The organism is Streptomyces sp. NPDC057253 (assembly GCF_042669125.1).
Taxonomy (GTDB): Bacteria; Actinomycetota; Actinomycetes; order Streptomycetales; family Streptomycetaceae; genus Streptomyces.
Genome location: NZ_JBHUXV010000095.1, coordinates 1 through 17,958 on the forward strand (window position 1 = coordinate 1; position 17,958 = coordinate 17,958).

At 70.7% G+C, this 17,958-nt stretch carries 16 protein-coding genes; 4 read left to right on the top strand and 12 right to left on the bottom strand.

Annotated features, from left to right (window positions below; all coding sequences use genetic code 11):
• Nucleotides 1–48: 48 nt before the first annotated feature.
• The 9 genes from araD to ACFULQ_RS36190 form a co-directional block, all read right to left on the bottom strand.
• On the bottom strand, nucleotides 49–750 hold the full coding sequence (araD, locus tag ACFULQ_RS36150; RefSeq protein WP_383552212.1) for an L-ribulose-5-phosphate 4-epimerase AraD: 702 nt from the start codon (nucleotides 748–750) through the stop codon (nucleotides 49–51).
• The gene (gene araA / locus ACFULQ_RS36155) at nucleotides 750–2,267 is read right to left on the bottom strand and encodes an L-arabinose isomerase (RefSeq protein ID WP_383552215.1); all 1,518 of its coding nucleotides are present in this window, start codon (nucleotides 2,265–2,267) and stop codon (nucleotides 750–752) included. The genes araD and araA overlap by 1 nt, the downstream gene beginning before the upstream one ends.
• Nucleotides 2,268–2,294: 27 nt before the next feature.
• Complete coding sequence (gene araB / locus ACFULQ_RS36160) at nucleotides 2,295–3,983, bottom strand: ribulokinase (protein ID WP_383552217.1); 1,689 nt, start codon at nucleotides 3,981–3,983, stop codon at nucleotides 2,295–2,297.
• 127 nt (nucleotides 3,984–4,110) lie between these two features.
• The gene (locus ACFULQ_RS36165; RefSeq protein WP_383552285.1) at nucleotides 4,111–5,847 is read right to left on the bottom strand and encodes an RICIN domain-containing protein; all 1,737 of its coding nucleotides are present in this window, start codon (nucleotides 5,845–5,847) and stop codon (nucleotides 4,111–4,113) included.
• Nucleotides 5,848–5,935: 88 nt separating this feature from the next.
• Nucleotides 5,936–8,062 (bottom strand): beta-galactosidase, encoded by a 2,127-nt coding sequence (locus ACFULQ_RS36170; RefSeq protein ID WP_383552220.1) that lies wholly within the window; start codon nucleotides 8,060–8,062, stop codon nucleotides 5,936–5,938.
• 42 nt (nucleotides 8,063–8,104) lie between these two features.
• Nucleotides 8,105–9,064 carry a carbohydrate ABC transporter permease gene (locus ACFULQ_RS36175; protein WP_383552223.1) on the bottom strand — a complete coding sequence of 320 codons (960 nt, stop codon included), beginning with the start codon at nucleotides 9,062–9,064 and terminating at the stop codon, nucleotides 8,105–8,107.
• Entirely contained in the window at nucleotides 9,061–10,002 is a 942-nt protein-coding gene (locus ACFULQ_RS36180; protein WP_383552225.1) for a carbohydrate ABC transporter permease, read from the bottom strand. Before ACFULQ_RS36180 ends, ACFULQ_RS36175 begins: the two co-directional genes overlap by 4 nt.
• A 99-nt stretch (nucleotides 10,003–10,101) precedes the next feature.
• A complete protein-coding gene (locus tag ACFULQ_RS36185; protein WP_383552227.1) occupies nucleotides 10,102–11,493 on the bottom strand; it encodes an ABC transporter substrate-binding protein in 1,392 nt (463 codons plus the stop codon).
• A 415-nt stretch (nucleotides 11,494–11,908) separates the two neighbouring features.
• Nucleotides 11,909–13,129, bottom strand: a complete 1,221-nt coding sequence (locus ACFULQ_RS36190; RefSeq protein ID WP_383552230.1) for a LacI family DNA-binding transcriptional regulator — start codon at nucleotides 13,127–13,129, stop codon at nucleotides 11,909–11,911.
• Nucleotides 13,130–13,315: 186 nt separating this feature from the next.
• Between ACFULQ_RS36190 and ACFULQ_RS36195 the strand changes: the two genes are divergently transcribed.
• The 3 genes from ACFULQ_RS36195 (at nucleotide 13,316) to ACFULQ_RS36205 (ending at nucleotide 14,894) form a co-directional block, all read left to right on the top strand.
• A complete protein-coding gene (locus tag ACFULQ_RS36195; protein WP_383552232.1) occupies nucleotides 13,316–13,681 on the top strand; it encodes a signal peptidase I in 366 nt (121 codons plus the stop codon).
• An 85-nt stretch (nucleotides 13,682–13,766) separates the two neighbouring features.
• A complete protein-coding gene (locus ACFULQ_RS36200) occupies nucleotides 13,767–14,324 on the top strand; it encodes a glycoside hydrolase family 25 protein (protein ID WP_383552234.1) in 558 nt (185 codons plus the stop codon).
• A gap of 27 nt (nucleotides 14,325–14,351) precedes the next feature.
• On the top strand, nucleotides 14,352–14,894 hold the full coding sequence (locus tag ACFULQ_RS36205; protein ID WP_383552237.1) for an MOSC domain-containing protein: 543 nt from the start codon (nucleotides 14,352–14,354) through the stop codon (nucleotides 14,892–14,894).
• A gap of 47 nt (nucleotides 14,895–14,941) precedes the next feature.
• Here the strand turns inward: ACFULQ_RS36205 and ACFULQ_RS36210 are convergent, their stop codons facing one another.
• Nucleotides 14,942–15,160 carry an EF-hand domain-containing protein gene (locus tag ACFULQ_RS36210; RefSeq protein WP_383552239.1) on the bottom strand — a complete coding sequence of 73 codons (219 nt, stop codon included), beginning with the start codon at nucleotides 15,158–15,160 and terminating at the stop codon, nucleotides 14,942–14,944.
• A 173-nt stretch (nucleotides 15,161–15,333) separates the two neighbouring features.
• Between ACFULQ_RS36210 and ACFULQ_RS36215 the strand changes: the two genes are divergently transcribed.
• Nucleotides 15,334–15,969, top strand: a complete 636-nt coding sequence (locus ACFULQ_RS36215) for a GNAT family N-acetyltransferase (protein ID WP_383552242.1) — start codon at nucleotides 15,334–15,336, stop codon at nucleotides 15,967–15,969.
• A gap of 22 nt (nucleotides 15,970–15,991) precedes the next feature.
• Here the strand turns inward: ACFULQ_RS36215 and ACFULQ_RS36220 are convergent, their stop codons facing one another.
• Nucleotides 15,992–17,191 carry a YncE family protein gene (locus tag ACFULQ_RS36220; protein ID WP_383552245.1) on the bottom strand — a complete coding sequence of 400 codons (1,200 nt, stop codon included), beginning with the start codon at nucleotides 17,189–17,191 and terminating at the stop codon, nucleotides 15,992–15,994.
• Nucleotides 17,191–17,919, bottom strand: a complete 729-nt coding sequence (locus tag ACFULQ_RS36225) for a polysaccharide deacetylase family protein (protein WP_383552247.1) — start codon at nucleotides 17,917–17,919, stop codon at nucleotides 17,191–17,193. Before ACFULQ_RS36225 ends, ACFULQ_RS36220 begins: the two co-directional genes overlap by 1 nt.
• Between the last annotated feature and the right edge of the window lie 39 nt (nucleotides 17,920–17,958).

Consider the following 17,958-nt stretch of genomic DNA (forward strand, 5'->3'; position numbering starts at 1 on the left):
GTGTGACCTTGCGTCACACGCCCCCTCCTCCCGTGGATCCAGTGGTTGTCACGGGTTGCCGTAGTAGGCGTCGGGTCCGTGTTTGCGGGTGTAGTGGCGGGCGAGCAGGTGCGGGGGCGGCGGTGAGGTCGGGGACAGGGACAGGGTGTGCAGGGCGATGTCGGCGACGGCCTCGCAGATGATCGCGTGTTCCAGGGACTTGCGGGCGGTCGCACCCCAGGTGAAGGGGCCGTGGTTGGCGACCAGCGCGGCGGGGACCTCGATCGCCTTCTGGTCGTCCTCCTTGAGCAGGTCCACGATCACGCGGCCGGTGTTGTACTCGTAGTCCTTCGCGCACTGTTCGGCGGTCAGGTCCGGGGTGACGGGGATGGGCCCGTTGAAGGTGTCGGCGTGGGTGGTGCCCAGCACCGGGATGTCGCGGCGGGCCTGGGCGAAGGCCACCGCACGGGTGGAGTGGGTGTGGGTGACTCCGCCGATCGACGGGAACGCCAGATACAGACAGCGGTGGGTCTCGGTGTCGGTGGAGGGCCGCAGGTCGCCGTCGACGACCGCCCCGTCGGACAGCCGTACCGTCACCAGGTGGTCGATGGTCAGGTCCTCGTACGGCACTCCCGAGGGCTTGATGACGAACACCCCGGCCTCACGGTCGACACCGCTCACATTGCCCCAGGTCAGGGTCGCCAGGCCGACCTGCGGAATGGCCAGGTTGGCGTCCAGCACCTCCTGCCGCAGGCCGTCACGCACCTGCATCACAGCGCCTGCGCCAGACGGTGGTAGGCGGCGTTCCACCTGATCTCCTTGGCGAACTGCTCGGTGCTGGTGTTCTGGTCGATGGTGAGGAGTTCCACGCCGGTCATGGCCGCGTAGTCGGTGAGGGTCTCCAGGTCGACGGCCGAGCTGAGGACGGTGTGGTGCGGGGCGCCGGCCAGCAGCCAGCTCTCGGCGGACTCGGCGAGCGAGGGCTGCGGCTTCCACACGGCACGGGCGACGGGCAGGCGGTGCAGGGGTTCGCTGGGGGCGATGACGTCGACGGCGTTCGCGGTCAGGCGGAAGCGGTCGCCGAGGTCGGAGAGGCCGACGACGACGGCCGGGCCCTCGGCGGCGTTGAAGACCAGGCGGACCGGGTCCTCACGGCCGCCGATGGACAGCGGGTGTATCTCGCAGCTGGGCCGGTTGGCCGCGATCGACGGGCAGACCTCCAGCATGTGGGCGCCGAGCACGCGGGGGGTGCCGGGGCCGAGGTGGTAGGTGTAGTCCTCCATGAAGGAGGTGCCGCCGGGCAGCCCGGCCCCCATCAGCTTCATCACCCGCAGCAGCGCGGAGGTCTTCCAGTCGCCCTCGCCGCCGAAGCCGAAGCCGTCCGCCATCAGGCGCTGCACGGCGAGACCGGGAAGCTGGCGCAGGCCGCCCAGGTCCTCGAAGTTGGTGGTGAACGCGGTGAAGCCGCCCTCGGTGAGGAAGCTGCGCAGGCCGATCTCCTGGCGGGCCGCGTACAGCAGGGAGTCGTGGCGGATGCCGCCCGGGCGCAGGGCCGGGACGACGTCGTACGACTCGACGTACTCGGAGGCGAGTTCGGCGGCCGCCTTGTCCTCGACCGCGTCGACCACCGCCACCAGGTCGTTGACGCCGTAGGTGTTCACCGAGAACCCGAACCGCAGCTGGGCTTCGACCTTGTCGCCCTCGGTGACCGCGACGTCCCGCATGTTGTCGCCGAACCGGGCCAGGCGCAGGGTGCGTGAGGCATGGCGGCCGACGGCGGCGCGGGCCCAGGCCGCCACGCGCCGGACGACCCGGGGGTCGGTGGCGTGCCCGGCGACGATCTTGCGGTCGACGCCGACCCGGGACTCGATGTGGCCGAACTCCCGGTCTCCGTGGGCGGCCTGGTTGAGGTTCATGAAGTCCATGTCGATGCTCGGCCAGGGCAGCGACAGGTTGTACTGGGTGTGCAGGTGCAGCAGCGGCACGTCCAGAGCGGACAGGCCCGCGATCCACATCTTGGCCGGGGAGAAGGTGTGCATCCACGCGATGACACCCACGCAGGTGTCGGACGCGGAGGCCTCCTGGCAGATCCGGCGGATCGCGTCGGCGTCGGTCAGCACCGGCTTCCACACGATCTTGACCGGCACCTTGCCCGGACGGCCCAGCGTCTCGGAGATGCTCCGGGACTGGTCGGCCACCTGGCGCAGCACGTCGTCGCCGTACAGGCCCTGACTGCCGGTGAGAAACCAGATCTCGTGATCGGGGTAGGCGGGGGCGTCGGTGTTCATGGGGGTGGTTCCTTTCGGGCAATCAGGTCAGGAGGAGGCGGAGACTTCGGCGCGGATGCGGCGCAGGCGGTGCATGACCTCGTTGGTCCCGCGGCCGAAGTAGTCGTGCAGGAGCCGGTATTCGGCGTAGAGGCGGTCGTAGGCCGCCGCCCGCTCGGGGTCGGGCCGGTAGACGCCGGGACGCGCCTTGCCCATCGCCTGGGCGGCGGCGCGGATGTCCGGGTAGGCGCCCGCGGCGACCGCGGCGTGCATCGCCGAGCCCAGCGCGGGGCCCTGCGTCGAGTCGATGACGCCCAGGGGCAGGCGGGTGACGTCGGCGTAGATCTGCATCAGCAGCGCGTTCTTCGTCAGGCCGCCCGCGATGATCAGCTCCTCGACGGGCACCCCGGAGGCCGTGAACGCCTCGATGATGGTGCGAGTGCCGAAGGCGGTGGCCTCAAGGAGTGCGCGGTAGACGTCCTCGGGGCGGGTGGACAGGGTCAGGCCCACGACGACGCCGCTGAGGTCGTGGTCGACCAGGACGCTGCGGTTGCCGCTCTGCCAGTCCAGCGCGATCAGCCCGTGCTCCCCCACGGCCTGTTCGGCGGCCAGCGCGGTGAGGTGCTCGTGCGGGTCGCGGCCGAGGGCGGCGGCCTCCTCGGCGTACCCGGCGGGGAAGCCGGTGCGCACGAACCAGCCGAAGATGTCGCCGACACCGCTCTGGCCCGCCTCGTAGCCCCACAGGCCGGGCAGGATGCCGCCGTCGACGACCCCGCACATGCCGGGCACCTCGGCCCACTGGTCGGAGCTCATGACATGGCAGGTCGAGGTGCCCATGATGGCCACCATCCGGCCCGGCTCCACCGCGGTCGCCGCGGGCGCGGTGACATGGGCGTCGACATTGCCGACACAGACCGCGATGCCCTCCGGGAGTCCGGTCCAGGCCGCCGCCTCGGCGGTCAACCCGCCTGCGCGGTCCCCGAGTTGGCCGATCGGGTGCTCCAGCTTGTCGCTCACGAAGCCGGCGAAGCCGGGGTTGAGCGCGGCGAGGTACTCGGGCGAGGGGTAGACGCCGTCCTGGAACTGGCCCTTGTAACCGGCGGTGCAGGCGTTGCGGAGGTAGGTGCCGGACAGCCGCCACACGATCCAGTCGGCCGCCTCGATCCAGCGCTCGGTGCGGCCGTAGATCTCGGGGTCCTCCTCCAGGAGTTGCAGCGCCTTGGCGAACTCCCACTCCGAGGAGATCTTTCCGCCGTAGCGCTTGATCCAGGGCTCCTTGCGCTCCACGGCCAGGTCCGTGATGCGGTCGGCCTGGGCCTGGGCGGCGTGGTGGCGCCACAGCTTGACGTAGGCGTGCGGGCGGGAGGTGTACTCGGGCAGCTCGCACAGGGGGGTGCCGTCGGCGAGCACCGGCAGGACCGTGCAGGCCGTGAAGTCCGTGCCGATACCGATGACTTGGTCCGGTCGCACTCCGGCGCGTGCCACCGCCTCCGGTACGGCGGTCCGCAGGACGTCGATGTAGTCGGACGGGACCTGAAGCGCCCAGTCGGGCGGCAGCACGGTTCCGTCGGGCAGCTGCCGGTCGAGTACGGCGTGGGTGTACGGGTGCTCGGCGGCGGCCAGTTCGGCGCCGTCGGAGACGCGTACCACCACGGCCCGCCCGGACAGGGTCCCGTAGTCGATCCCCACGACGTAGGTCTCGGAATCAGGCCGCTGTCCGCTGTTGTCCGCGTTCACCCTCACTCCACCCCTCTGTTCGAGATTTCGAATGACGTTCGATATTCTGCCCGGGAGTATGACACGCCCGTCGAACGGCAGATAGATGGTGGCGGCCCGGAAATGACGCCGGACCACCACCCTCCGGCTAACGGACGAGCTTCCAGTCCTGCGAGCCGTCGGTGGCCGCGCTCTGCAAGGTGAGCGGGGCCCCGGCGGTCGCACCGGTCAGGTACAGGCTCGTGTTCCTGACGGCCTGAAGCCTGTAGTAGCCGTCGGAGGTCCGGACGAGGTTCCAGCTTCCGGTCGAGCTGTTGTCGACCCACTGGCCGATGCGCTGTCCGACGGTGGCGTTGCCCGTCCAGATGGCGGCGGCGCGGCCGCCCGACTTGTTCAGCAGGGTCGTACCGCCGCCCGGCTCGGTCACCACGTGCCAGTACTGGGTGTCCCGGTTCGCCGCCGCGCCGGAGTCCTCCAGGACCACGTCCGGCGTGTCCGCGTTGCCGAGGTTGGCGTCGTTGGTCCTGTTGCCGGTGCCGATCACCCGGCCGGTCCTGCGGTTGACCAGCCGGTAGTACGCGCCGGCCGAGTCACCCAGGTCGACCTCGGCGAAGGCGATCGTGGACGTGCCCTGGTTGTTGAGGATCGCGACGCGGCCGGTGCCGTCGACGTACTGGAGGTTGCGGCTGTAGCCGGCCGGCGAGGTCGTCTGGTACTCGGTCCACACACCGTCGCTGCGCCCGCTGTCGTTGACCCATACGTCACCGCTGTTCGCCGCGTTGTAGACGAGACGCCCGTCGGGGAGCCGGATCAGCACTGGGCTGCCCCCGCCGCTGAGCGGGCGGGAACCGGCGAGGACCGGCAGCGAGCCCACCGACATGCCCGTCTGGCTGCCCTTGAAGAACTTCAGCGGGTCGTCGGCGATCACGTACCGGGTGTTGGCGCCGCCGCCCCAGTACTCGAAGGTGAGCAGCCACCTGCCGTCGGTCGTGGGCACGACGTTGGTCATGCCCGGCCGGCCGCCGCCGATCTCGGTCTTGCCACCGCCCATGTCCTGGACGGACCCGGAGATGTCGACGACGGGATCGCTCCAGTCGGCGCTCTTCCCGTCCCAGGTCCGGTGCACCAGGATCTGGCCGTGCGAGTCGGTGGCCGTGTCGTTGGCGGGGTCCTTCCTGGGCACGCCGGTGACCGGGTCGAAGCCGACGTAGTCGTTCTCGTCGGAGTAGTAGCAGACCAGCTTGCCCTTGTAGACCATCAGGTACGGCTCCCAGAGCGGGTCCACCTGCTGGTACGTGTTGGCGGCGGCGACGTTCCACCCGACCGCGCCCGCGCTGCCGCCCTGCCGGCCACCGGTCGCCACGACGTTGACGACCTTCCAGCTCGTGCCCTGGTCGGTGCTGGAGTACAGGGCGATGGCCAGATCGCTGCGGTCCCCGTCGTTGGACGGGGTCCAGTTCGGGTCGGCCGCCTTGTGCTCCTTGTAGTAGGAGTCGTCACCGGAGACGACACTCGCGAGGAGCAGGGTGCCGGCCTTCATCGCGCCGACGCTCCGCGGGAGGACGTACAGGTACGGGTTGGTCCAGTTGCTCGTGTACTTGGCGTACTTGGGGTCCTTGGAGAGATACGCCGGTGCCTTGACCTCCGACAGCGGCTGCCAGCTCGTTCCGTCGTCGTCGCTCTTGTAGACCGGGAGGGTCTGCCCGGCCGCGCTGCCCGAGGACGTCACGACCGTCGACTTCTCGAAGGACGCGACCAGCCGTCCGCCGGGGAGCTGGGCCGACTTCGGGTAGACCGCGCAGTTGCCCCGCCCCTTCAGGCACGGCTCGCTGCCCAGTTGGTACAGGGTCCCGCCGGTCGGGTTGTACGCCTGTGCGCCGGCCATGGAACCGGCCAGCAGTGCCGCCGCCGCTAGGGAGCTGCACAGCGCCTTTGCTGTGGTTCTTCTCTTCACTGCCCCTCCTTCGGAGATGTCACGGTGTTGCGGTGATGAGCACGCGGACGTCCCAGGGACCGAGAGCCAGCGCCGTGCCGGCCGGAACGGACGTGCCGTCCAGAACGTCGGAGAGGTCGGCCGGCACGCTCACGCGTGCGGACTCCCAGCTCCAGTTGTGGACGATGTGGACCCGACGGCCGTCGGGAGAGGTGCCGGTCGTCGCGGTGACCGACTCGGGGAGGTCCTGCCAGCCGTGGCTCGCGGTGGGCGCCAGCCACTCGGCGAGCGCGCGGGCGAGTTCGCGGCCCGGCGCGGTGCCGACGGTGGTGACCCGGCCCGCGCCGTGCCGGCGGGTGGTGACGGCCGGCCACCGGCCGAAGTGCGGGTGGTCGTAGCCCGCGAGCACCTCGGCGTCGGTGGCGTTCAGGCACTCGATCCACCGGGTCGCGGTGGCGGACCCGGTCAGCCGCAGCGGGCTGCCGGGCGTCCCGTGCACGGGCACGTCCTGGTGGAGGTTGCTGAATTCGTCGTACGTCACCCCCGCGGCGTCGGCGAGACGGCCGGGGGCCGGGGTGAGCCGGGCCCTCGCCTCGTGGTCGGCGTAGCCGGTGCGGGGCCCGAGGACCAGGTGGCCGCCCGCGTGGGCGTAGGCCGCGAGCCGGTCGAGGGTGCCGTCGTCGACGACGTACAGGGCCGGGACCACGAGGACCGGGTGGCGCTCCACGGCCTCCTGCGCGGTGAGGTCCCCCAGCTGCCGGGCGTGCACGATCCGCACCTGGCGGCGGGCGTCGAAGGCACCGCGGTAGAAGGGGTCGAAGAGGCGGTGGTAGGCGGCGGCGTCCGGTGAGCCGTCGGGGGTGGCAAGCGGCGGGTACTTCTGCATCAGCCACTTGCTGGGCGTCGAGTAGACGAGCGTGAGGTCGGCGTCCGGTTCGAGCCCGGCGACCAGCGGGCCCGCCTTCTCGAACTCCGCGCCCAGCCGGGCCAGTTCGGCATAAGTGCGGCCGGGCTTTCCGGTGTGCGGGAGGACTCCGCCCCAGTAGGTCTCCGCGCCGAAGCGCAGGGTCTGCCACTGCCAGTACTCGATCATCCGGGCGCCGCGTGCCACGTGCGCCCAGGCGGCCTGGCGCCACTGGCCGTCGTAGCCGGGCCGGTTGTCCCAGGCGAAGCCGATGCTCTGGGCGTTGGTCTCGGTGACCAGGAAGGGCTCCTGGCGGGAGGAGAACATCCAGTCGGCGGTCTGGTACATCGACCAGACGCCGGTGGTCTTCCAGACCTGCTCGTGGGTGTCGGGGGTGGGGTCGGGCAGCAGCAGGCCGTCCTGCATGTCGTAGTACGGGTTGCCGGAGGCGATGTCGAGGCGGGCGGCGAGCTCGTCGTCGGACACCCCCTGGCGGGTGTACGAGATGCAGGTGGTGACGAACTGCCCCTCGCGCGCGTACTCGCGGACGAGGTCGGCCTGCCGGCCGATGAACTCGGTGACCTGGCGGGCCTGGAACTCCCGCCAGGCGACGTCGTACTGGGGCTGTTCGTTGCCGTCGGGCGTCCACAGGTCGGACCAGTCGGAGAGCCGGTGCGACCAGTAGACCAGGCCCCACTCGCGGTTGAGGGTCTCGACGTCGCCGTACTTCTCCCGCAGGTGGTCCACGAAGCGCTGGAAGACCCCGCGGTTGTGGAGGAGGTGCAGGCCGGGTTCGTTGTCGACCTGCCAGCCGATGACCACCGGGTGGTCGGCGTAGCGTGCGGCGATCTTCCGGATGACCCGCTCGGCGTGGAAGCGGAACGCGGGGTGGGTGAAGTCGATCTCCTGCCGGGCTCCCCAGCCCATCCGCTGCCCGGTGGCGCGCTCGGCGGTGATCTCCGGGTACTGCCGGGCCAGCCACGGCGGGGCCGCGTACGTCGGGGTGCCGAGGATGACGGAGATGCCGCGTTCATGGGCGCCGTCGAGGACGGGCTGGAGCCAGTCGAGGTCGAAGCTGCCGTTGCTCGGCTCCCAGGTCGACCAGACCGACTCACCGACCCGGATGACGTTGAAGTGCGCCTCGGCCATCAGGTCCAGGTCGGTCTTCAGCCGTTCGTCCGGCCGGAGTTCGGGGTCGTAGGCGGGCGTGTACTCGTGGTAGTACGCGGCGCCGAACAGGACACGGGCAGGCAGGGCCGCCATGGGGGGAACCTCCGGGAGAGGGAGAGAAGGAAGAGGGGTGCGCTACTGCTTGACGCCGCCGGAGGCGAGGCCGCTCTGCCAGTACCGCTGGAGCATCAGGAACGCCACGACCAGCGGGACGATCGAGATCAGCGAGCCGGTCACCACGAGCGCGAGCATGTCGCTGCTGGCTCCGGACCCGCCGTTCTGGGCCTGCGCGGCCCAGGAGGACAGGCCGACCGTGATCGGGTACAGGTTCGGGTCGTTGAGCATGATCAGCGGCAGGAAGTAGTTGTTCCAGGTCGCCACCAGCGTGAACAGCAGGACGGTCACCAGACCGGGGCCCAGCAGCCGGAGCACGATCCGGAAGAAGATCCGCAGCTCGCCGGCCCCGTCGATGCGGGCGGCCTCCAGGAGGCTCTCGGGTACGGCGTCCTCGGCGTAGACCCGCATCAGGTAGAGGCCGAAGGGGTTGACCAGGGAGGGCAGGATGACCGCCCACGGGGTGTTGACCAGGCCCGCCTTGGCGAAGAGCAGATAGGTCGGGATGGCCAGCGCGGTGGCCGGGACCATGACGGCGCCGACCACGAGGTTGAAGGCGGCCCGGTCGCCACGGAAGCGGAACTTGGCGAACCCGTACCCGCCGGCCGCCGCCAGCAGTGCGGCGCCGACGGAGCTGACGCCCGCGTACACGGCCGTGTTGAGCAGCCAGTGCACGAAGACACCGTCGTCCTGGGTGAAGGTCGCCCTGACGTTGGTCAGCAGCTGCGGGGCGTGCGAGAACCACAGGCCGAAGCTGTTGAACAGGTCCTGGGTGCTCTTGGTCGAGGCGATGACCAGCCAGAACAGGGGCAGCAGGAAGTAGGCGAGGGCGGCCAGCATGGCGATGGTCAGCGGGGTGCTGCGGCGGGGGCCGCGCGGACGCCGCCTCGGCAGGGCGGCACGCGCCGGCTTCGCGGTCGGGGTCACCGGGAGCGGGGTCTCCTGCATGAGCGAGGCCGGGGGCTGGGGAGTGGTCGTCATGACGTCCTCCTGCGGTTCGCGGTGAGCAGGACGGCGTAGGAGACGATCACGATGACGACGCCGAGGAGGAAGGACACCGTGGCCGCGTAGTTGACCTGCTGGCCGGTGAAGGCGAGGGAGTAGGCGTAGAGGTTGGCGGTGTAGGAGCTGCTGATCACGTCCGGGGCGATCTTCATCAGCAGACCGGGTTCATTGAAGAGCTGGAAGCTGCCGATCACCGAGAACAGCAGGGTGAGCAGCAGTGCCGGGCGCAGCGCGGGGAGTTTGATCGACCAGGCGATCCGCCAGGCACCGGCGCCGTCCATGGCGGCGGCCTCGTACAGGTCGGTCGGGATCGTGCGCAGGGCGGCGTACAGGATGATCATGTTGTAGCCGACGAACTCCCAGGTCACGATGTTCGCGAGGCTCCCGAGCATCCAGCCGTCGCTGAGGAACCGCGGCACCGGCAGGCCGAGGTCACGGCTGAGCTGGGCGAACGGGCCGAAGTCCGGGCCGTAGAGATAGCCCCACATGAGGGCGGCGACCACGCTCGGCACGGCGTACGGGACGAAGATGCCGAGCCGGATCACCCGGGCCAGCCGCAGCAGGCCGCTGTCGAGCGCGAGGGCGAACAGCAGCGCCAGCAGCAGCATCAGCGGGACCTGGATCACGAAGAACAGCGCGACGCGTGCGACACCGTGGATGAGCAGGGGGTCGGTCACGGCCTGGACGTAGTTGTCGAGGCCGACGAAGACCGTCCCGCCGATCAGCCGTTCCTGGTAGAGGCTGAGGTAGGCGGCGTAGCCGAGGGGGGCGAGGAAGAGCAGGAGGAACAGCACCATGAAGGGGGCGACGAACAGCGGCCCGGCCGACCGGCGGTGGCGTCTGCCACCGCGCGCGGGGCGGGCCGGCCCGTCTCGGCGCCGGCCTTTGGGGGAGGCCGCGGTTGTGGCAGTCATCGTCGGGCCTTTCTGAGGGAGGGGGCAGGGGCAGGAGAGGGCGGGGGCAGGAGGGGGCGAGGCGGGTCCCGGCCGGTCGGTGCGGGACCCGACGGGTCGTCAGGACGTGACCGTGAAGCCCTGCTTCTTGGCGTAGCCGGTGAGCCGCGTCTGCCAGGCGCCCAGCGCGCGGACGGTGTCGGTCTTGTCGGCGAGGGACTTGCCCACGGTCTCGGTCCAGTCCGTGGCCGCCTGGTCGAGGAACGGCGGCCACTGGAAGGTGGGCGAGACCGTGGAACTGACGTCGGCGAAGACCTGGTTGACCTTCTGGCCGCCGTAGAAGGAGGGTGCGTCGCCCGTGAAGCTCGCGTCCCCGAGCAGGGCCTTGGTGGCCGGGAAGAAGAACTGCTCGGTGGCGAACATCTTCGCGCTCGCCGGGTCGCTGTTGAGGAACTGCGCGAACAGCGCCGCGGCGATCGGGTTCTTGGTGCCCTTGACGACCGCGGTGGTCGAGCCGCCCCAGTTGCCCGCGCTCGGCTTGGCCGCGTCCCACTGCGGCAGCGGGGCCGCGCGCCAGTGGCCGGCGGTGGCCTTGGCCGAACCGGAGAGGAACGACGGGCCCCAGGCCGCGGTGATCCAGGTGGCGTACTTGCCCTTGTTGAGCGCGGCGTACCAGGAGTCGGCGAAGTCGGGCTCGGTGCCGATGACGCCTTCCCTGGCGAGGCCGCCCCAGTAGTCGCCGAGCTTGCGGGAGACGGCGTCGTCGACGCTGATCGTGATGTCGCTCTTGCCGGAGAGGGCGTAGGGCTTGGCCCCCGCCTGCCAGAGCAGGCCGTGCCAGGCGGCAGCCTCGTTCGCGGCGAGGTTGGTGAGGTAGACGTTCGGGTCGGCCTTGTGCAGCTTGCGGGCGGCGGCCGCGAACTCGTCCCAGGTGGTGGGGACGTCGATCCGGTGCTTGTCGAAGATGTCCTTGCGGTAGAGCATGCCCATCGGGCCGGTGTCCTGGGGGATCGCGAAGACCTCGCCGTTCGCCCCGCTGACCTGTCCCCACGTCCAGTCGACGAAGGTGTCCTTGAGCTTGGCGGCGCCGTAGGGGCGCAGGTCCAGCAGGCTGTCGGTGATGGTGAAGGTCGGGATCGCCTGGTACTCGATCTGTACGGCGTCGGGGGCGCCGCTGCCGGCCTTGAGCGCGGTGCGCAGCTTGGTGTAGTGGGTGACGCCCTGTCCGGCGTTGACGACCTTGACCTTGATGGCCGGGTACTTCGCCTGGAAGAGCGCGACCTCCTTGTCGATGTTCGGGACCCAGGTCCAGAAGACCAACTCGGTGGGCGTCTTCATCGCCTTGTCGATGTCGGCCTGGCTGACCGCCTTGGCGGAGGAACCGCCGGATCCGCTACCGCCGCTGCCACCGCAGGCGGAGAGGGTGCTCGCGAGGGTCAGGGCTCCGGTCGCGGCGAGGAAGCCGCGGCGGTTCAGGGGGGCCGAGGAGGCGGCTGAGAGGAATGTCGACATGGTGGACTCCGTAGAGGGCGTAGGGAATCGGCGCACCGGCGAGGGCGTGCTGTTCGGGAAGTCGGAAGCGGGGTTCGCGCGGGAGACGGGACGAGGTCGGGGGCCGGCCGGCCGCGGGGGTGTTCCTCACGGGCGCCGGGGCCGAGCACGTCACGCTCGACGGCAGGCGGGGGGCTCCCGCCGGGGAGGGCGGAAGGGGGCAGAGGCCCTGGGCGGGCAATCGGCTCGGGGGGAGCCGCCCAGGCCTCCACGCAGATGAGTGAGCAGTACGACGATCCGGCACGGCGGGTTCGGCTCGCGCACTCGGGTGCGGGGTGGGAGGGGGATGCGGGTGCGCGCTGCGGGTGGGCGGGTCTCCCATCGGGATCGGGGAAGGGGGTGCCGGGCGGCGGAACTGCGGGGTGGGGCCGGCTGGTCAGGCGGTGGTCCGCCGAGCCCCCGAGGACGTTCGCCCGGGCGAGACCAACCGCCCCGACGCGGTCGCACGGTTCGGCGGACCTGACGGAATGTCCGACGCATCCGGCGCGGCCGTCCGCGCCGTCCCCCCAGGTGCTGCCGTCCCGCGCGCCAAGACCGCCCCGCCCGCCGACACCGCCCCGCTCGGTGGAGGCCCCGTCGAGGCCCGTACGACGAGGTTGACCGGTGGGTCCTCGACCGGGATGGGGTCCGCGTCCGGGTTCTCGATGGCGTGGACGAGACGTCGCAGGCCGTCCTGTGCCGTCGCGTCGAACGGCTGCCGGACCGTCGTCAGCGGCGGAGTCACATAGGCGGCGACCGGTATGTCGTCCAGACCCACAACACTGACGTCCTCCGGCACCCGGCGACCGTGCTCCAGGAGCGCCCGGATCAGCCCGATGGCCATGTCGTCGTTGGCGGCGAACACCGCCGTAAGGCCACGGTCCTCGGCCAGTTCGAGCCCCGCCCGGTACCCGGAGGCCGCCGACCAGTCGCCCACGATCACAGGCGGTTCGCGCCTGCCGTGCGCGGCCAGCGTCGCCCGCCAGCCCTCCCTCCGGTCCCTGGCGGCGTACCACCGCTGCGGCCCGGCGAGATGGTGGACGGTCGGGTGCCCCAGGTCCAGCAGATGCCCGGTGACGGCCCGCGCCAGCCGGTGGGCGACGAGCCCCGCGGTCACCACCCGGTGCGCGGTGAACGGCGGCGGCGCACCGAGGATCAGGAACGGCACGTCGGCGCGGACCGCGACCTCGGCGTCCCCCTCCTCGTCGATCGGCTCGGAGATGACGATGCCGTCCACGCCCTGGTCGAGGAGCGAGTCGACGGCACCGGCGATCCCCGCGGCGTCGCCTTCCACCCTGTTGACCACCCGGAGCGCGTAACCGGTGTCCCGGACGGCCCGCTCCAGGCCCATCAGCAGTGAGGCGGGACCGTAGAGCGCCGTACCGAGCGTCACCACACCGATGGACCGGGTCCGGCCCGAGGCCAGCGCACGGGCCGCGTGGTTCAGCCGGTAGCCGAGGGTCTCGGCCGCGTCCAGGACTCGTCGGCGCAGGTCGCCGGAGACGTACTGCTCACCGTTCATGACCCTGGACACCGTCTTCTGCGAGACGCCCGCCAGCCGCGCCACGTCGATGCTGCGTGGTGCGGTGCCGGTGCCGCGGCCTGCCAGTCGTGCCATGGGTCTCTCCTGATCTCCGGCAGCCGTCAGCGTGGCCTGTTTCAGTATGACTGCGCTGACATGACTGCGCAGACATATCTACGCAGCGGGAGAGATCGAGTCAAGGGTTTGCGCAACATTGCCGTCACCCGAAGGCAACTCGGGCGGCGGTTCCGCATAAAACGGAAGTTGCTAGCATCCCCCGCCATGAACGACAGCGTGTACGTGGGCAACGCCGGCAAGGACGCCCCGCTGGACCGGGGCTGGCTGCTCGGCCACTTCAAGGAGGCCGGCGATCCACGGCACAGCGAGGCCGTGGAGATCAAGTGGGGCGTCCACCCCCGCGGCGACCGGCGCGAGGAGTGGGTGCGGGGCGAGGCGCGCACCGCGCTCCTGGTCCTGATCAGCGGCCGCTTCCGGGTGGAACTGCCCGGGCGGGACGTGGTCCTGGCCGAGCAGGGCGACTACGTGGTGTGGGGACACGGGGTCGACCACTCCTGGTACGCGGAGGAGGAGTCGGTGGTCCTGACCGTGCGGTGGCCGTCCGTACCCGGTTACGCCGTGCCCCAGTAGTGGCCCCCGGCCCCCAGGTGTCTTTCGGCGCATCGGGGGCATCATCAACTCCGGTCCCCCCACCGACACTTCAGGGAGCCCCCACATGCTCCGCGGAATCGACGTCAGCGCCTACCAGTCCTCGTCCTACGCCACGGACGGTCTCTCCTTCGTCTTCATCAAGGCGACGGAGGGCCGTTCGTACGTCAACCCGAAACTGGCGGCCCAGACCAAGCACGCGCGCGACGCCGGCCTGGTCGTCGGCTTCTACCACTTCCTGTGGCCCGGCAACCTCACCGCCCAGGCCGAGTACTTCGTCAAGCACGCTCCCGAGAAGGCGGGCGACATCCTCGCCGTGGACTGGGAGACGACCGGCGAGGGCACCCACGCGACCAACGCGGAGAAGGACGCCTTCATCCGCAAGGTGCGACAGCTCCGGCCGAACAACCGGGTGGTCCTGTACTGCAACCGGCACTACTGGCTGAACGTGGACACCACGTCCTACGCCGGCGACGGCCTCTGGATCGCCGACTACGTCACCGCGGGCAAGCCCCGCATCCAGGCGAAGTGGCGCTTCCACCAGTACACCGACGACCCCGTGGACAAGAACGTCGCCGACTTCGCGAGCAAGGCGGCGCTGCGCGAGTGGGCCGCGGACGCCTGACCGGCCGTCCTCTCCTAGGCTTGCCCCATGGGTGGGACGATCAGCGCGGTCAGCAGCAACGGCACGTACTCCTTCAGCAAGCCGAACCGGGAGAGCATCACCTTGCTCGAAGGGTTCGGCGTGGAGGGGGACGTGCACGGCGGGGCGACGGTGAAGCACCGGTTCCGGATGAAGAAGGACCCCTCGCAGCCGAACCTCCGGCAGGTGCACCTGATGCACGAGGAGCTGTTCGAGGAGGTACGGCGGGCCGGGTTCGAGGTGGCGGCCGGGGAGCTCGGCGAGAACGTCACCACCCGGGGGATCGATCTGCTGGCGCTGCCCCGGGGCACGCGGCTGCGGCTCGGGGCGACCGCGGTCGTCGAGGTGACCGGGCTGCGCAATCCGTGCGCGCAGATCGACGGGTTCCAGAAGGGGCTGATGAAGCAGGTCGTGGACCGCGACGAGGACGGCCGCCCGCGGTTCCGCTCCGGGATCATGAGCGTCGTCGTGACGGGTGGCGTGGTGCGGGCCGGTGACACCGTGGAGATCGAGCTCCCGACCGGCCCGCACGAGCCGCTGGACATCGTCTGAGGGGACGTTCACCGAAAGCCCGGCGCGGCGCCCCCTTTGCTCTGCGCCTACTTGTTCAGGAAGGCCCAGAACTCGTCGAACGACAGGAGCTTGTCGCCGTTCAGGTCGCGGCTCTTGATGATGGCCTCGGCGACCGACTCGGTCACGTTCCAGTCGCCGCCCTGGGCCAGGGCGGTCTTGAACTCGGCGGCGGTGACGGAGCCGTCACCGTCCGCATCGATGCGCTCGAACTGCTTGCGTGCTTCCTCGATGTCGATGTGCGCCACCGGTCCGCCCCTTTTCTTGCCTTTGTCGTGTCCTGCTGGCTTGCTGCCGCAGGTCAGATTAGCGGCCTGCCCCGCACCGCCGTACGGCGACCACCCGGGGAAACCCGGGTGCCGTCCCCGATCATGTCTGCGAGGGTGGCCCTCGACCGGGTGCGGATGTGAGGAGCGTTGTGTTGGAGACCTTGCGGGACATTCTCGACGCGGCGGCCCGCGGTGTCTTCCCGCCCGCCGACGGCGGCACCACCGTCGTGCCGCAGGCCTGCCACCGGGACGCGGGCGTCCTGTCCTTCACGGCCCACTCGGTCGTCTTCACCGACGAGGACCCCGAGTGGGTCCACACCACCCTGCGCGCACTGGACTGCGACCCGCTCGCCGCGACCATGAACCCGCGTTTCCTGACCGCCCTGTTGGACCGGACCGGGCGCAGGTCGGAGACCATCGACGCGATGCTGGTGGCCGACCCGCTGCCGGGCGAACCACCCCTCGCGCTGAAGGAGATCGAGGACGCGCACCATCCCCGCATCACCTACGCCCGCAGGCGCCGCGACGACATCCGGGCCTGGACGACCGACGGCGGGGTGCTGGTGACGGGACGCGGCGTGGGCGGCCGCCTGGAGGTCTCGGTCGAGGTCGACGAGGCCGTACGGCAACGGGGCCTGGGCCGCGCCCTGGTGACCGCGGCCCGCCACCTGGTCGCGGAGCCCCTGTGGGCCCAGGTCTCCCCGGGCAACGCCCGCAGCCTGCGCGCCTTCCAGGCGGCGGGTTACCGCCCGGTGGGCGCGGAGGCGGTGCTCCTCGCGCCCAGCTGACGCGCGGGCGGGCCGGACCGGTTCAGCGGAAGATCCCGGTGTGGCCGAGCGAGTAGCGGCCCGGCTGGGGGTACACCGCGAGGCCGTGCGGGCCGCTGCCGACCTTGACGCGGGCGAGCTGTTCGCCGGTGCGGGTGTCGATGGCGTAGACCTCGGAGTTGTAGCGGCCGGACAGCCACAGGACCTTGCCGTCGGCGGAGACCCCGCCCATGTCGGGGCTGCCGCCGTGAGGCAGGTGCCACTTCCTGGTGACCCGGTTCTCGGCGAAGTCGAAGACGGAGACGGTCCCTTCGCCGCGGTTGGAGACGTACATCTCGCGGGAGTCGCGGCTGACGTAGAGACCGTGGGTGCCCTTGCCGGTGGGCAGCAGGGTCGGCTTGCCGAAGGTGTCGCCGTCCAGGACCCACATCCCGTCGGCCATCATGTCGGCGACGTAGAACCGCTTCCCGTCGGGCGAGACCTTGACGTCCTGCGGCATGGCCCCGTCGAAGGGCAGCTTCTGCTGACCGATCACCTTCATCTTCTCGGTGTCGACCTTGAGCAGCTCCCCGCTGAACTCGCAGGAGACGATGAAGTACCGGCCGTCCAGGGAGAAGTCGGCGTGGTTGACGCCGTAGCAGCTGACCGGGACCGTCTTCCTGCGCTCCATGGTGTGCGGGTCGCGGAAGACCAACTCCCGGTCGAGGGAGGCCATCACGATGGCGTACTTGCCGTTGGGCGTGAAATACAGGTTGTAGGGGTCGTGCACCTCGACCGGCTTGCCCGCCTTCCCGGTGCTCGGGTCGATCGGGGTGAGGGTGTGGCCGCGGTTGTTGTTGACCCAGAGTGTCTTCATGTCCCAGGACGGCACGACGTGTTGGGGCTGTCGTCCGACGTGGATCGTGTCGATGATCTCGTACGTCCTCGGGTCGATGACGGAGACGGTGTCGGACTCGGTGTTCGGCACGTAGATGCGCGACGGGAAGTCCTTGACCACCGGTGAGAGCCGGTTCGGGCGGTCGGCGGCGTACACGTCCTTCGGGTCGAGCACGGGCGGCATCCCGGGCAGCCCATGGACCGGCTTCCGTACGGGTTTCACCGGCTTCACCGGGGCGGGGGCGGCCGCCTTGGTGCCGAGGGCCTCCTTCGCCCCGTCCTTGGTCTCGGTGCCGCAGGCGGCGAGGACGGCGAGGGCGGCACAGGCGATCAGGGCGCGCTGGGCGTGGGTACGGGTACGGGTCATCAGCTGAACAACTCCGTGGTGGTCACCGCGGCCAGGCCGCGCCGGTCGAGTTCTTCCAGTACGACGGGGAGCGCGGCGACCGTGTCGGCGTACCCGAAGTGCAGGCTCACCACGGACCCTTCGCGGATCTCGGCGAGTACCTTGCGGGCGACGGCGGCGGCGCCGGGCGAGGTGAAGTCGAGGGAGTCGACGTCGTAGGACAGGACGTGGGGGTAGCCGGCCTCCTGGGCCAGCCGGACGACGAGGGGTGAGGCGGTGGGGGTGCGGGAGGGCCGGAACCAGCTCCCGACGGCCCCGGTGAGCCGCCGGATCCGCTCGGCGCAGCCGGTGATCTCCTGACGCGCCTCGGCCTCGGACATGGCGTTGATGTCGAGGTGGCTCAGGGTGTGGTTGCCCAGGTCGTGCCCGCCGTCGAGGATCCGTCGCGCGAGGTCGGGGTGCGTGTCGAGCCAGCTGCCGACGGCGAGCACGGTGACCCGGGCACCGCGCCGCTCGGCCTCGCCGAGCAGCGCGCGGGCGGTGGCGGGATCACCGGCCCCGTGGAAGGTGAGGGCGACACGGGGACGGTCGCGGGGGCCGTGGGTGAGCTGGGCGGGCAGGGGCGGGGCGCTGCCGGCGGAGTGGGCGGGGCGGGTGACGGCACTCCTGGTCGCACACCCCGCGGCCAACGTCAGTCCAGCGGTGGCGAGCAGCACGGCCCGACGATCGGTAGCGGTCACCCGCCCCATTTAAGAGGTTCTGCCCCGGATTGCTGCTGATCGACCCAC

What these genes read in the sequence shown, in the direction of transcription:
- araD (WP_383552212.1), bottom strand. Translation starts at nt 750, where the DNA reads ATGCAGGTGCGTGACGGCCTGCGGCAGGAGGTGCTGGACGCCAACCTG.
- araA (WP_383552215.1), bottom strand. Translation starts at nt 2,267, where the DNA reads ATGAACACCGACGCCCCCGCCTACCCCGATCACGAGATCTGGTTTCTC.
- ACFULQ_RS36165 (WP_383552285.1), bottom strand. Translation starts at nt 5,847, where the DNA reads ATGGCCGGCGCACAGGCGTACAACCCGACCGGCGGGACCCTGTACCAA.
- ACFULQ_RS36170 (WP_383552220.1), bottom strand. Translation starts at nt 8,062, where the DNA reads ATGGCGGCCCTGCCTGCCCGTGTCCTGTTCGGCGCCGCGTACTACCAC.
- ACFULQ_RS36175 (WP_383552223.1), bottom strand. Translation starts at nt 9,064, where the DNA reads ATGACGACCACTCCCCAGCCCCCGGCCTCGCTCATGCAGGAGACCCCG.
- ACFULQ_RS36180 (WP_383552225.1), bottom strand. Translation starts at nt 10,002, where the DNA reads ATGACTGCCACAACCGCGGCCTCCCCCAAAGGCCGGCGCCGAGACGGG.
- ACFULQ_RS36185 (WP_383552227.1), bottom strand. Translation starts at nt 11,493, where the DNA reads ATGTCGACATTCCTCTCAGCCGCCTCCTCGGCCCCCCTGAACCGCCGC.
- ACFULQ_RS36190 (WP_383552230.1), bottom strand. Translation starts at nt 13,129, where the DNA reads ATGGCACGACTGGCAGGCCGCGGCACCGGCACCGCACCACGCAGCATC.
- ACFULQ_RS36195 (WP_383552232.1), top strand. Translation starts at nt 13,316, where the DNA reads ATGAACGACAGCGTGTACGTGGGCAACGCCGGCAAGGACGCCCCGCTG.
- ACFULQ_RS36200 (WP_383552234.1), top strand. Translation starts at nt 13,767, where the DNA reads ATGCTCCGCGGAATCGACGTCAGCGCCTACCAGTCCTCGTCCTACGCC.
- ACFULQ_RS36205 (WP_383552237.1), top strand. Translation starts at nt 14,352, where the DNA reads ATGGGTGGGACGATCAGCGCGGTCAGCAGCAACGGCACGTACTCCTTC.
- ACFULQ_RS36220 (WP_383552245.1), bottom strand. Translation starts at nt 17,191, where the DNA reads ATGACCCGTACCCGTACCCACGCCCAGCGCGCCCTGATCGCCTGTGCC.
- ACFULQ_RS36225 (WP_383552247.1), bottom strand. Translation starts at nt 17,919, where the DNA reads ATGGGGCGGGTGACCGCTACCGATCGTCGGGCCGTGCTGCTCGCCACC.